The 12,827-nt window shown below is 69.5% G+C and carries 11 protein-coding genes; 9 read left to right on the top strand and 2 right to left on the bottom strand.

Features of this window, described 5'->3' with window-relative positions; genetic code table 11:
- From AB0368_RS09500 to AB0368_RS09465, 8 genes are all read left to right on the top strand, one after another.
- Window positions 1-561 (top strand): SPFH domain-containing protein (locus tag AB0368_RS09500; RefSeq protein WP_366153345.1); only part of this gene is annotated, 561 nt, incomplete at its 5' end.
- Window positions 562-646: 85 nt separating this feature from the next.
- Window positions 647-3,052: a phosphoketolase family protein gene (locus AB0368_RS09495; protein WP_366153344.1), complete on the top strand. Its 2,406-nt coding sequence runs from the start codon at window positions 647-649 to the stop codon at window positions 3,050-3,052.
- Between the two features lie 32 nt (window positions 3,053-3,084).
- Complete coding sequence (locus AB0368_RS09490) at window positions 3,085-4,086, top strand: nitroreductase (protein ID WP_366153343.1); 1,002 nt, start codon at window positions 3,085-3,087, stop codon at window positions 4,084-4,086.
- A 65-nt stretch (window positions 4,087-4,151) separates the two neighbouring features.
- Window positions 4,152-6,839, top strand: coding sequence for a cation-transporting P-type ATPase (locus AB0368_RS09485; RefSeq protein ID WP_366153342.1), 2,688 nt, complete (start codon window positions 4,152-4,154; stop codon window positions 6,837-6,839).
- Window positions 6,840-7,596: 757 nt separating this feature from the next.
- Complete coding sequence (locus tag AB0368_RS09480; RefSeq protein WP_366153341.1) at window positions 7,597-8,352, top strand: ATP-binding protein; 756 nt, start codon at window positions 7,597-7,599, stop codon at window positions 8,350-8,352.
- A 210-nt stretch (window positions 8,353-8,562) separates the two neighbouring features.
- Window positions 8,563-9,279 carry a GAF and ANTAR domain-containing protein gene (locus AB0368_RS09475; protein ID WP_366153340.1) on the top strand — a complete coding sequence of 239 codons (717 nt, stop codon included), beginning with the start codon at window positions 8,563-8,565 and terminating at the stop codon, window positions 9,277-9,279.
- Window positions 9,280-9,316: 37 nt separating this feature from the next.
- Window positions 9,317-10,084 (top strand): GAF and ANTAR domain-containing protein, encoded by a 768-nt coding sequence (locus tag AB0368_RS09470; protein WP_366153339.1) that lies wholly within the window; start codon window positions 9,317-9,319, stop codon window positions 10,082-10,084.
- 128 nt (window positions 10,085-10,212) lie between these two features.
- On the top strand, window positions 10,213-10,434 hold the full coding sequence (locus AB0368_RS09465) for a cytochrome P450 (protein ID WP_366153338.1): 222 nt from the start codon (window positions 10,213-10,215) through the stop codon (window positions 10,432-10,434).
- 33 nt (window positions 10,435-10,467) lie between these two features.
- On the opposite strand, the gene AB0368_RS09460 is transcribed toward AB0368_RS09465, so the two are convergent.
- Complete coding sequence (locus AB0368_RS09460) at window positions 10,468-10,626, bottom strand: hypothetical protein (RefSeq protein WP_366153337.1); 159 nt, start codon at window positions 10,624-10,626, stop codon at window positions 10,468-10,470.
- Window positions 10,627-10,727: 101 nt separating this feature from the next.
- Window positions 10,728-11,189, bottom strand: coding sequence for a hypothetical protein (locus AB0368_RS09455; RefSeq protein WP_366153336.1), 462 nt, complete (start codon window positions 11,187-11,189; stop codon window positions 10,728-10,730).
- Between the two features lie 904 nt (window positions 11,190-12,093).
- Here AB0368_RS09455 and AB0368_RS09450 point away from each other — a divergent pair.
- The gene (locus tag AB0368_RS09450) at window positions 12,094-12,822 is read left to right on the top strand and encodes a GAF and ANTAR domain-containing protein (protein ID WP_366153335.1); all 729 of its coding nucleotides are present in this window, start codon (window positions 12,094-12,096) and stop codon (window positions 12,820-12,822) included.
- Window positions 12,823-12,827 lie beyond the last annotated feature (5 nt).

The following is a 12,827-nucleotide window of genomic DNA, read 5'->3' as shown; positions in this document are numbered from 1 at the left end:
TCGGTCGTCGCGATCGAGAACGTCGGTGCGGCGATCAACCAGATCGCCCAGACCACCCTGCGCAAGGTCGTCGGCCAGCACACCCTCGACGAGACACTCTCCGAAACCGACCGGATCAACGTCAACATCCGGGAGATCCTCGACGTCGCCACCGCCGAATGGGGTGTCATCGTCACCCTGGTCGAGCTCAAGGACATCCAGCTGCCCGAGAGCATGAAACGGGCCATGGCGCGGCAGGCCGAAGCCGAGCGGGAGAAGCGCGCGAAAATCATCGCCGCCGAGGGCGAGGCGCTCGCCGCCGACGCGCTGGGATCCGCCGCCGACATCATGATGGCCCACCCCCTCGCGCTGCAGCTGCGCAACCTGCAGACCCTGGTCGAACTCGGTGTCGACAAGAACAGCACCGTCGTGTTCCCCGCGCCGCTGATGAGCACCATCGGCGAACTCGGCACGTTCCTGGCCCGCGAGAACAGCGCGGCGGCCACGGCACCGTCGCCCGGTTCGGCCAGAGGCACGGCGCCGGCCGTCAACGGCACACCGCTCCCGACGACAACCCCCTGAGAGACGCACACATGACCGGGTTATGTCGCGGCGGGGCGCCGTACCCGCACCATGCCGATACCAGCAGGAAGGCGGCGGTTCCCCGATGACCGCGACCCGCACCGCACCCCCGAACGACACCGGCATCCTCTCCGTGGCGGCGGGGGAGCCGCTGGGCGCCGACGAGCTGCACCGCATCGACGCGTACTGGCGGGCCGCCAACTATCTGTCCGTCGGACAGATCTATCTGATGGGCAACCCGCTGTTGCGCGAGCCGCTGGAACCGGTCCAGGTCAAACCGCGGCTGCTCGGCCACTGGGGCACCACTCCCGGCCTGAACCTGCTCTACGCCCACCTGTCGCGGATCATCGCCGCCCGAGGCCGAGAAGTCATCTACGTGACCGGGCCGGGCCACGGCGGACCCGGCCTGGTCGCGAACACCTGGCTGGAAGGCACCTACTCCGAGGTCTACCCGCGGATCTCCCAGGACACCACCGGCATGCAACGGTTGTTCACCCAGTTCTCCTTCCCCGGCGGCGTCCCGTCGCACGTCGCGCCGGAGACGCCCGGGTCGATCCACGAGGGCGGCGAACTGGGTTACTCGCTGTCGCACGCCTACGGCGCCGCCCTGGACAACCCCGACCTCGTCGTCGCCTGCGTGATCGGCGACGGTGAGGCCGAGACCGGCCCGCTGGCCGCGTCGTGGCACTCGAACAAGTTCCTCGACCCGGTCGGCGACGGCGCGGTCCTGCCGATCCTGCATCTCAACGGCTACAAGATCGCAAACCCGACGGTGCTCGCGCGCATCGGCGATGCCGAGCTCAGCGCACTTCTGGAGGGGTACGGCCACAAGCCCTACCTCGTCGCCGGCGACGATCCCGCCACCGTCCACCAGCTCCTGGCCGCCACCCTCGACACCGTGTTCGACGAGATCACCGAGATTCAGCGGGCCGCCCGCGAGGACGGGGCCACCGACCGGCCACGCTGGCCGATGATCGTGTTGCGTACCCCCAAGGGCTGGACAGGCCCCAAGGTCGTCGACGGGCTGCCGGTCGAGGGAACCTGGCGCGCCCACCAAGTCCCGCTGACCGCGGCCCGCGACGACCCCGCGCACCTCGACGCCCTGCACGCCTGGATGACCTCCTACCGGCCCGACGAGCTGTTCGACCCCGACGGCGCCCCGCAGCCCTGGGTGGTCGACTGGCTGCCCCGCGGTGACCTGCGCATGTCGGCGAACCCGCACGCCAACGGCGGCCGGCATCCCCGCGACCTGGAACTGCCCGACTTCCGCGACTACGCGGTCAAGGCCGGCGACACCGCCGAGGCGACCCGGGTGCTGGGCGGCTGGCTGCGCGACGTCATGGCAGCGAACGCTGAGCACCGCAACTTCCGGATCGTCGGCCCCGACGAGACCGAGTCGAACCGGCTCGGCGCGGTCCTCGACACCACCGGCAAGGCATGGCAAGCCCGCGTCGATGAGGTGGACCAGCACCTGGACCGGCACGGCCGCGTCATGGAGATCCTCTCCGAGACCACCTGTCAGGGCTGGCTGGAGGGATACCTGCTCACCGGCCGGCACGGGCTGTTCTCCTGCTACGAGGCGTTCGTCCACATCGTCGACTCGATGTTCAACCAGCACGCCAAATGGCTCAAGACCACCCGGCACCTCGGCTGGCGCAAACCCGTCCCGTCGCTGAACTACCTGCTCACCTCCCACGTCTGGCGCCAGGACCACAACGGCACATCCCACCAGGACCCCGGCTTCATCGACCACGTCGTCAACAAGAAGGCCGAAGTCGTCCGGGTCTACCTGCCACCGGACGCCAACACCCTGCTCTCGGTCGCCGACCACTGCCTACGCAGCCGCGACTACGTCAACGTCATCGTCGCCGGCAAGCAACCCGCACCGACCTGGCTCGACATGGACGACGCCGCCCTGCACTGCGCCCGCGGCCTCGGCATCTGGGACTGGGCGAGCAACGACGGCGGCGACCCCGACGTCGTCCTCGCCGCCGCCGGCGACGTACCGACCTGCGAAGTCCTCGCCGCCACCGACCTGCTCCGCCAACACCTACCCGACCTCAAGGTGCGGGTGGTCAACGTCGTCGACCTGATGCGCCTGCAACCCGAGTCCGAGCACCCGCACGGGCTGCCGGACCCCGAGTTCGACGCCATCTTCACCACCGACAAGCCGGTCATCCTGGCCTACCACGGCTACCCGTGGCTGATCCACCGCCTGACCTACCGGCGCACCAACCACCCGAACCTGCACGTGCGCGGCTACAAGGAGGAGGGCACCACGACCACGCCGTTCGACATGCTCGTCGTCAACGACATGGACCGATTCCACCTCGTCATGGACGTCATCGACCGGGTCCCCGGCCTCGGCCGTAAGGCCGCCGTACTGCGCCAACGAATGGTCGACAGGCGCGCCGAACACCGCGCGTTCGTGCGAGGCACCGGCGAAGACCTACCCGAGATCCGCGACTGGGCCTGGCAGCACATGCCCTGACCGGTCCTCAGCTCTTTCAGGAAGGCAACACCATGGCCACCGACGTTTCGTCCCAGCCCACCGACACCCGTGGGGAGGCCAAGGCGTTGTCCGATGCCGCTACCACGGCGGGCCGCGCCCCATCGATCCATAACACGCAACCGTGGCGCTGGCGTCTCACCGGCAACGAGCTCGATCTCTACCTCGATCACCGCCGTGGACTCGAGGTCACCGACCCCGATTCCCGGCTCGCCATCCTCAGCTGCGGCGCCGCCCTGCACCACGCGCTGGTCAGCCTCGCCGCCGCCGGCTGGCACACCATCCTCGCCCGCATGCCGGACCCCGCGCACCCCGACCACCTCGCGCAGCTGCGCCTTGACCACCGGGTCCCGGTCACTCCCGCAGCGATACGGCATCTGCAGACCATCGGTCTGCGGCACACCGACCGCCGGCCCACCGCGAGCACTCCGATCGACGCCGACAAGCTGCACTCCATCGTGGCGGCTGTGGAGTCCGCGGGCGCGGGCCTGCACCTGCTGCGTCCGGACCAGGTGTACGACCTGGCCGGCGCTGCCGACAAGGCGCAGCGCACCGAGACCGAGGAGGTCGCCTGGCAGGCCGAACTCGCCTACTGGACCGGCGGCACCCGGCCGCTGGGCAGCGGCATCCCGGACGCCGCCATCCCGGAGCAGGCCACGCAGACCACCGTGCCAGGTCGCGACTTCGGCCACCAAGGCGACCTGCCGGTCTCCGAGGCGCACGAGAACGCCGCCGTGTTCGCGATCCTCTACGGATCTGAAGACGGTGCGATGGACTGGCTCCGCACTGGCGAAGCACTGTCCGCCGCCTGGCTCACCGCCACCGAGCTCGGCCTGTCAGTCCTACCGCTGAGCGCCACGATCGAAGTGGCTGTCACCCGTGAAGGCATGCGGCGCCTGCTTTCCGGCCTCGGACACCCGCACCTCGTTCTGCGCTTCAGCACCGCCGATCCAGCCGGCACCGCCGCCCCACACACACCGCGGCTCCCCACCGACCAGGTCATCGAACGGGAATGAACGCCGCTGGTGGCCATCAGGGCCCGCGCGGAGCTTCCACCACGACGCACAAGGTGGCGAACGACATGACCGTGCCGGACTTGCGGGCCGCAGCCGATGTTCCCGGCGCCTCCCGCACACCTGCGGAGGTCAGCGCCACGCGCCTCACCGCGCCTGGCGCGGGTGGTCTGTCATCGCGCGACGCCGCAAAGCGGCTGGCCCGCGACGGCGGCAACGTGCTGCCGTCGCCGCGGCCCGTACCGCTGTGGCGAAGGGTCGTCAGGCAATTGCGTGACCCGCTGGTCATGGTCCTGCTCGTCGCAGCGGCGTTCACCCTCGCCACCGCCGACTTCACCGACGCGGCCGTCATCCTCCTGGTCATCTTCGTCAACACCACAGTCGGCGTGCTGCAGGAGGTCAAAGCCGAGCGGGCCATCACCGCCCTGTCGGCCCTGACCGCCCCGGCCGCCCGGGTGATCCGCGACGGCCGGCAGCGTGAAGTCCCCGCCGCCGACCTCGTGGTGGACGACCTCCTGGTCCTCGCGGAAGGTGACGTCGTGCCCGCGGACGCGCACGTCGTGGAGTCGGCCGCGCTGCTCGTCGACGAGGCGGCATTGACCGGCGAATCCGCACCCGTCGACAAGACCGCTGCCGCCGGGACGGATGAGGTGGCGCCTGCGTCAACGGTCGTATCGGCCGGCACCGTGGTCGTCCGCGGCAGGGGACACGCCGTCGTCACCGCCACCGGTAGCGCCAGCGCCATGGGCCGCATCGCCGCCCTGCTGGTCAGCAGCCCCGCCCTGACGCCGTTGCAGCGGCGCCTGGCCGGCGTGGGCCGGCAACTCGCCGCCGGCGCGTTGGTGCTGTGCGCGGTGGTTCTGGCCCTCGGTCTCGTGCGGGGGCAACCGTTGCAGCTGATGATCATCACCGCCATCAGCCTGGTGGTGGCCGCCGTGCCGGAGTCCCTGCCGGCCGTGGTCACCCTCAGCCTCGCCTTGGGCGCGCGCCGCATGACCGCCCGCCATGCGGTCATCCGAAGGTTGCCCGCGGTGGAGACGCTGGGCTCGGTGACGATCCTGGCCACCGACAAGACCGGCACCCTGACCGAGGGCACCATGGTCGTCCGGCAGGTGTGGACCGCACACGGCGACGCATCGGTGAGCGGTTTCGGATACGCCCCCGACGGGCTGATCCACCGCGATGGGAATGTCATCTCGCCAGATCAGGCGCCCGACCTGGTGGAGCTGTTCCGGGCGGCGGTGCTGTGCAGCGACGCGTCGTTGCGCCCGCCCGGCCCCGGCAACGACGCCTGGCTGGCCGTCGGTGATCCCACCGAGGCGGCGTTGCTGACCGCCGCCGGCAAGTTCGGCATCGACGTCGACGCGTTGCACCAGGCGGCACCGCGAGCGGGTGAGGCACCGTTCGACAGCGATCGGAAACGGATGAGCACCGCCCATCGCCTTCCCGGCGGCCGCGTGCAGGTCATATGTAAGGGTGCGCCGGAGGCGGTGCTGCACCCGTCGATTCTCACCGATCACCCGGACACGCTTCGTGCAGCCGCCGACCGCACGGACACGTTCGCCGAGGGTGGGTTCCGGGTCCTCGCGGTCGCGCAGACGGAGCGCGACATCGTGCCTGCCGGGGCCGAGGGCTACGAACACGGCCTGCGGCTGCTCGGCCTCGTCGCGATCCTCGACCCGCCGCGCGCTTCCGCAGCCACCACCATCGCCGCGTGCCGCGATGCCGGCATCACCCCAGTCCTCATCACCGGCGACCACCCGGCCACCGCAGCCGCGATCGCCGCCGAGCTCGGCATCATCGAGCCCGGCGCCGAGGCAGTCGACTGCCGTACCGACGACCCGGCCCCGGCGGCCGCGCGCGGCGTACGGGTCTTCGCACGCGCCACCCCACAGCAGAAGGTTGCCATCATCGACGCCCTGCGCGCGGCGGGGGAGGTCGTCGCGATGACCGGCGACGGCGTCAACGACGGCCCTGCCCTGCACCGCGCTGACATCGGCGTGGCCATGGGAAAGCGCGGCACCGAAGTGGCCCGCCAAGCTGCCGACCTGGTCCTCGCCGACGACGAGCTCGGTACCGTCGTCGCCGCCGCCGACGAGGGCCGCCGCGTCTACGCCAACATCCGCCGCTTCCTGCTGTACGCCCTGTCCGGTGGCACCGCCGAGATAGCCGTGATGCTCGTCGGGCCGTTCGCAGGCCTTCCGCTGGCCCTGCTCCCTGCCCAGATCCTCTGGATCAACCTGGTCACCCACGGCCTGCCGGGCTTGGCGATGGGCAGCGAACCCGCGGACCCGACCGCCATGCACCGTCCTCCGCGCCCACCGGCCGAAACGGTGCTCGGCGCCGGACTGTGGCAACGCATTCTGCGCGTCGGCGCGGTCATCGCCGCCGTCACCCTCGGTGTCGGAGTTTGGGCGCACGCCACCGACCGGCCCTGGCAGACCCTGACGTTCCTGACCTTGGGCGTCACCCAGCTCGCGGTGGCAGTGGGATCGCGCGCGCGCCCCGGTAGCCGGGCCAACCCGATGCTGTTCGCCGCGGTCGGCGCCGCGCTGCTGCTGCAAATGGCCGCGATCTACGCTCCGCCGCTGCGCCGGCTGCTCGGCACTGAAGCGGTCACCATCGCCGATGTGCTGATCGTCGCGGCCGTCTCCACGCTCGGCTACGCCGCCATTCGTTTCGACCGTCGCATCCCCTCGACACGTCACCCGTCGCCGAGGAACTCCGCCGTTGACGGGGAGATCCCCGCCCGATGACCGTACCGATGGCCGTCGAGGTGCAAGGGCTGGCCAGCGTTCGGCCGTTTCACCGCGGTGGACGGTCCCGACCTCGCCGTCCAGCCCGGCGGGTGCATGGTTTCCTGCGTCGCCTCGAGATTGACCCGAAATGGGTGACACCGCCCGAGAAGCTGTCGGTCTATCATCAACGCCAGCGGTACGCACTCATCCTGGTACCCGCCCGCTACTCCGGCCCCCGGTAGCGCACCATCGTCCTAGGTGTGCTTGGAGTAGCCGTGACCGTCGACACTCATCCCACTCGTTGCATGCCGGACATCTCGCGGCAGACCTGCCCTCGGCCTGCCAGCGCCGCTGTTCCTCGGCCTACCGGCGACCCGGGCACTGTTGACGCCTTGCACTGGATACTCGCCCAGCGCCTGCTGTCGGATGTCAACGCCCACCTTGGCGGCCCAGACCAAGCGTGGCCGACAGGGCGTGGCACGTCCGTCGAACTATGGCGGACGAGCCGCCGATGCGGCACCGGCACCGTCGGATGGATTGCGGCTACCACCGAACATCACACGAGCGAGAGACTGCGTTTCGCTGACAGCGGCTTCGAGTGCTGGCGAGCGGGCATCGGTCACGCCCGCCACGACACGCTGCGCAGCGAACGGGTATTGCTGGTTGCCTGCGCCCTGCCGTTCCGCGAGGCCGGCGCCCGGTGACCGCGCAACTGTCAGGCGCTGAACCCCGCAACCCTCCGTATCTATTCCCCCATGGCCCCCAAGGCGCGCCGGTGCAGATCACCGCGGACTTCGCCACCGCGGTGGTCGAGCTGAGCGTGCACGGCCGCTGGTCGCAGCGCCTCGGCATGGAGGTCTCCGCCGCAATCCGCAACTGCCTGGCCGAGCCGCCGTCGGCGATCATCGCTGACCTGCGCGACCTAGGTGACCCGGACGGGACGAGTATGCCGTTATGGATGGCCGCCCGCCGGGCAGCCATCGTGCAGCAACCGCCCGTGCAGCTCGCGTTGTGCCTACCCACCACGGCGGGCCTGGACCGCCGGATGCGCCGCGCCGGCGCCCAACAACATCTGCCTCTGTTCGCGACCATGCCCGAAGCCCGGGCAGTCGTCGCGGCCCGGCTGCCGCTGGCGGAACAGATGCAGGCTCGGCTGCCCGCACAGACGGCTTCCGCCCGCGCCGCCCGCGACCTGGTCGCCCGAGCCTGCCACGCGTGGAACCTGCCGCGGCTGCTGATACGTACCCGGCTGGTCATGTCCGAACTCGTGGCCAACGCCGTCGAACACGCCGGCACCGACATCTGGACAAGCGTGTCGCAACGCGGAACGGGATTGCACCTGGCTGTGCGCGACGGTGTCGCCGACCTGCCTCGCCTGCGCCAGCCGGCGCCCGGCACCACTGAGCTTCGGATATCAGAACGAGGGTGTGGGTTACGGCTGGTGCACCTCGGCGCCGCTGCGTGGGGCGCCATGCCCGTCCGTGGCGGCAAGGTCGTCTGGGCCACCGTCCGTCCTCGCCGAGACGACTAGCTCAGCCTGATTCTCAGCAGGGCCGGGACCGCCGCCGGTCGTGTTTGTACAGGGTGAGAACCTGACAGTAGGCTTTGATGGGTGTTTCAATGCCTGGCCCTTCGTGGCCCTGGCGTGGAGGTATCGCCGTGTCACATTCTGCGCCGCGGTGGTGCTGCCGTTTCGGCGGCGTGTCGCCGTGTCGGCAGAACCAAGCGTCGGGTGGCCGCCATGGATGATCGCGTAACCAGGATCCGCAAGCTGATCGAGGGCGAGCATCTCTCGCCGCCCGGCGATGCAGAGTTGCTGCACCGGGTGTGTGCCGCCGCCACGCAGACGTTGTCGGCCTCGGGCGCCGGGGTCAGCGTGATGACCGAGGCAGGGGCACGCGGGGTCTACGCCGCGTCGGACCCGTTGACCGAGCACATCGAGGAGTTGCAGTTCGTCCTCGGTGAGGGGCCGTGCTGGGACGCGTTCGCCTCGCGGCGGCCGGTGCTGGTACCGGACCTCGACGGTGAGTCACCAACTCGCTGGCCGATGTACACGCCGGCCGTGCATGACAGCGGTGTCCGGGCTGTGTTCTCGTTCCCGCTGCAGATGGGCGCCGTGCGCCTGGGGGTCCTGGACGTGTTCCGGAAACGGACCGGGTCACTGACCAACGAGGAACTGACCACCGCGCTCACCTTCGCGGAGGTGACCATGACGGCGTTGCTCGACCAGCACGAGGACGCCGCGCTGAACGGCCTCGGTGACGGCCTCGCCGAAACAGTCGAGCATCGCGCCGAGCTGTTCCAAGCCCAGGGGATGGTCATGGTCCAACTGGGTGTACCCATCGGGGAGGCGCTGGCCCGGCTGAGGGCTTACGCGTACGCGCACGGCCGCCGCCTCGACGAGGTCGCACACGACGTGGTCTCCCGAAGACTGCATTTCGATCCCGACCGCCCATGACCGCACACTTGACCGCCGGCCAGGCCGGGAGGCAGGCATGATTACCGTATCCGCACAGCGACTGGCGAAGGTCTTCGTCGAGATCGCCGACACGCTCGTCGACGAGTTCGACCTGATCGACTACATGCACATGCTCACCGAGCGGGTCGCCGAGCTGACCCAGGCGGCAGCCGCCGGCATGCTGCTCACCGACCAGCGCGGCCGGCTGGAGTTCATCGCCGGCTCGGACGAGAACGTCACCCTGCTGGAGCTGTTCCAGTTGCAGAACGAGCAAGGGCCCTGCCTGGAGGCGTTCCACACCGGCGAGCCCGTAGTCAATGTCAACCTCGGCGAAGCAGCCGCCCGATGGCCCCGCTTCGCGCCACGCGCCGCCGCCGCCGGGTTCCAATCGGTGCACGCCTTCCCGATGCGGCTACGCCGGCAGGTGATCGGAGCGTTGAACGTCTTCGGAGACACCCCGGGCAACGACTTCGACAGCGACGACGTCACGATCATGCAGGCCCTGGCTGACGCGGCCACCATCGGCCTGCTACAGGAACGCGCCATCACCCGCAGCGAGGCACTCACCGAACAGCTGCAAGGAGCCCTGAACAGCCGCATCATCATCGAACAAGCAAAAGGCGCAGTCGCGCAGGCCCACGGCATCAGCGTCGACGACGCGTTCACCGCCATCCGCGGCTACGCCCGGCGACACAACCGCCGGCTCACCGAGGTCGCCCACGCCATCGTCACCGACCCGCAAACCCTGCAACAGATCCGACCCCATAGACCGCGGCCAGGCCGCCAGCCGCAGAGCGCACGGTGACAGCAGCGCCAACCCGCCGACTCACGAGCGGATTTCGGCTCATGGCGTCGAGTCGCCGCGGCGGCCAGGTCCTCCGCGGTCGGGGCGGGCCATCAGTGGGCCGGCTACGGCAGGTCAATCGGGACCGGTTGGACCCCGCCCGCGGGTCCGGCCGCTCGCACCTGGCATTCGGCTACGGCGTGCACCGCTGCATCGGTGCCGAGCTGGCCCGGATGGAGTTGCGCACGGCATTCCCTGCCTTGGTCCGGCGCTTCCCGGAACTCCGGTTGGCGATCGACCTGGCCGAGGTGAGATTCCGCCGTGCCTCGATCGTCTTCGGTCTGGACAGCCTGCCGGTCAGAACGACCTGACTCGTTCGACGACGAGGACGCCGGCGGCTCGGCTCAGCGGCGAAGTGCTCGACGCCGTACCATGCCGATCGCAGCGGTTCCCACGAACAGTACGATCCCGATGATCGCCAGCCATAGCAGGCCCTTGATGGCAAAGCCTACGATCGCCAGGATAAGCCAGAGCACGAGAAGAACGATCAGAAGTACCAGCATGACGGCCTCCGTCTCCACACCCGGGGCGCTCGCATCGGCCGACCGCCGGAGGGCCGCGGCGACACCTCGACTTTACGCCTATTGCTGGCTGGCGAGGTGTCTCAATGGAGGGCCATGGTTTGGATGTCGTGCATCGCGCTGGCCATCATGTGCAAACGTTGTCTGGGCACGTAGCGGCGCAGGAGCGGAAATTCGTCTCGTTCTTGATGCGCGGCGTGGTCCAGCAGGGCGTTGGACAAGGCTTCGAACCTGGCGTCGAAGTCGGGGTGTCCTACGCCGAGGCGGCCGAGTTCGGTGAGCGATCGTTCGAGTTGTTCACCGTTCGCCTGACAGGTGAGGGCGATGGTGTCACCGTTCGCGCTGCTGGTGCGGGTGGCCGGGTGCGCGACGGTGAGTTCGCCGAGCTGGTGCAGGTGGACGGCGTGTTGCAGGGCAGTGAGCGAGCGCCTCTTACGGTCGCGTCCTGCCTCTCGTATGTCGGTGCACAGCTGACGGATCCGCTCGTGCTCATGACGCAGGACGTCCACGATGTCGGGTGAGATTACTACCTGGAAAGTTTCCATGGCCGTCTCCTGGCGTGACGAGTGGGGCGCCGGGGTCCAGGGCGGTGACACCACCAACAGTACGCGCCCAGGGCGTGCTCATCGTCGAGGCGGATGGTTGAGGGAAGCGGACGGGGACGTCCACCCGGCGCGTGATCGTGGGGCGGCCGAGTGTTCCCCGCGGGTCGTGGTTCGGAGTCATCCAAGATCTTCACTGTACGGGGTGGTCAGGCGAAGGTCGCCCCAGACGGCCGGGCTGTACGGCTACTCGGTGATGGTTCAACGGCACTGGTGGAACGGCAGCAGTACGGCGCGCGCTCGTCGCGACGTCTTCATTCCCAGCGACGGGCTTCAGTGGGACGTCCTCGTGCAGATCGGCGGGACGGCAGGGCGCTACCGGGTGCGGGAATGCCCGAGCGCCAGTTCCGCCGTGATCATCGCCGACGCGTGGCGGGGTTCGAGCGTCGATTGGCGGGAGCTGGCACCACCGTTTCACGGCGGGGTTACTTTGCCGGCCTGCTGAGCGGCACCAGGCGAAGGCGGTCGGCCTCCGGCGTGATGCCGGCTCGCGGAACCATCGGCACGAAGGCCCGCGGTGCCGGGGTGCGTGCGCATGCCGTGCCGGTGGTGCACGCGGCACGGCGATCGGGGCGCTGAATCTGTTCTGGTCCTGGGGCAACGGGCCGGCAACAGCCCGCGGAAATGACGCTACCCCTATGTCCGGTGGTGACTGGTCACCGGATCGAGTCCCGTCCGAGGGAACGACCGCCTCGACGGCGAGTACCTACGGCACGATAGGATTCGACCGAGTCTGCTGCCCCAGCCCTCGGCGGCACCTGTACGAAAGGTGCGGCATTGCGACGTATGTCGACGAGGTGGCGATCAGGACGCTTCCCAGCACGCAGGCCGGACCACGGCGGCTCCCATGGATGACCGGCCTCAGGCCGTTCGCCGGCTGGTCGCGGCTACTACAAGGCAGGGAATATCGACCGATGCCTTCCTGCGCCACGTGTGTCAGACGGCCACGCACGCATTGTCGGCTTCGGGCGTGGGCATCAGCGTGATGACCGACGACGGCACACGAGGTGTCTGCGCCGCGTCCGACCCGATCAGCGAACGCGTCGAGGAACTGCAATTCATCATGGGCGAAGGTCCCTGCATCGACGCCTTCACCACTGGCCGGCCGGTCCTGGTCGCAGATCTCGGCGGCGGCGCGGCGAACCGCTGGCCCGGCTACGCCCCCGCCGCCCTGCAGGACGGTGTGCGAGCCGTGTTCGCGTTTCCGTTGCAGGTCGGCGCCGCCCGCCTGGGCATCCTGGACGTGTTCCGGCAACGGGTCGGCCCGCTGACCGAGATGGAGCTCCCGTTGGCGCTGACCTTCGCCGACGTGACCGTGGAGGCGCTGCTGGACCGGCAACGTGACGCAGGCGGCGTCGCTGTCGACGGCATGGCCGCCGACAGCGTGGCCCTCGACGTCGGGCGCCGTGCGGAGCTGTTCCAGGCCCAGGGAATGGTTATGGTCCAGCTCGGTGTCAGCATCAGCGAGGCACTGTCAAGAATGCGCGCGTACGCGTACGCGGAGAACCGCCGTCTCGACGACGTGGCGCGTGACGTCGTCGCTCGCCGTCTGCGCTTAGACAAGGACCACCGATGACCGAC

It is taken from the genome of Actinoplanes sp. NPDC051475, from assembly GCF_040689425.1.
In the GTDB taxonomy this organism is placed as follows: Bacteria; Actinomycetota; Actinomycetes; order Mycobacteriales; family Micromonosporaceae; genus Actinoplanes.
The sequence above is the reverse complement of the archived record's forward strand: the minus strand, read 5'-3'. Positions and strand labels throughout refer to the sequence as shown.

Bases quoted from the DNA above. Each gene is read 5' to 3' on its own strand.
- AB0368_RS09495 (WP_366153344.1), top strand. From the start codon at position 647: ATGACCGCGACCCGCACCGCACCCCCGAACGACACCGGCATCCTCTCC.
- AB0368_RS09490 (WP_366153343.1), top strand. From the start codon at position 3,085: ATGGCCACCGACGTTTCGTCCCAGCCCACCGACACCCGTGGGGAGGCC.
- AB0368_RS09485 (WP_366153342.1), top strand. From the start codon at position 4,152: ATGACCGTGCCGGACTTGCGGGCCGCAGCCGATGTTCCCGGCGCCTCC.
- AB0368_RS09475 (WP_366153340.1), top strand. From the start codon at position 8,563: ATGGATGATCGCGTAACCAGGATCCGCAAGCTGATCGAGGGCGAGCAT.
- AB0368_RS09470 (WP_366153339.1), top strand. From the start codon at position 9,317: ATGATTACCGTATCCGCACAGCGACTGGCGAAGGTCTTCGTCGAGATC.
- AB0368_RS09460 (WP_366153337.1), bottom strand. From the start codon at position 10,626: ATGCTGGTACTTCTGATCGTTCTTCTCGTGCTCTGGCTTATCCTGGCG.
- AB0368_RS09455 (WP_366153336.1), bottom strand. From the start codon at position 11,189: ATGGAAACTTTCCAGGTAGTAATCTCACCCGACATCGTGGACGTCCTG.
- AB0368_RS09450 (WP_366153335.1), top strand. From the start codon at position 12,094: ATGGATGACCGGCCTCAGGCCGTTCGCCGGCTGGTCGCGGCTACTACA.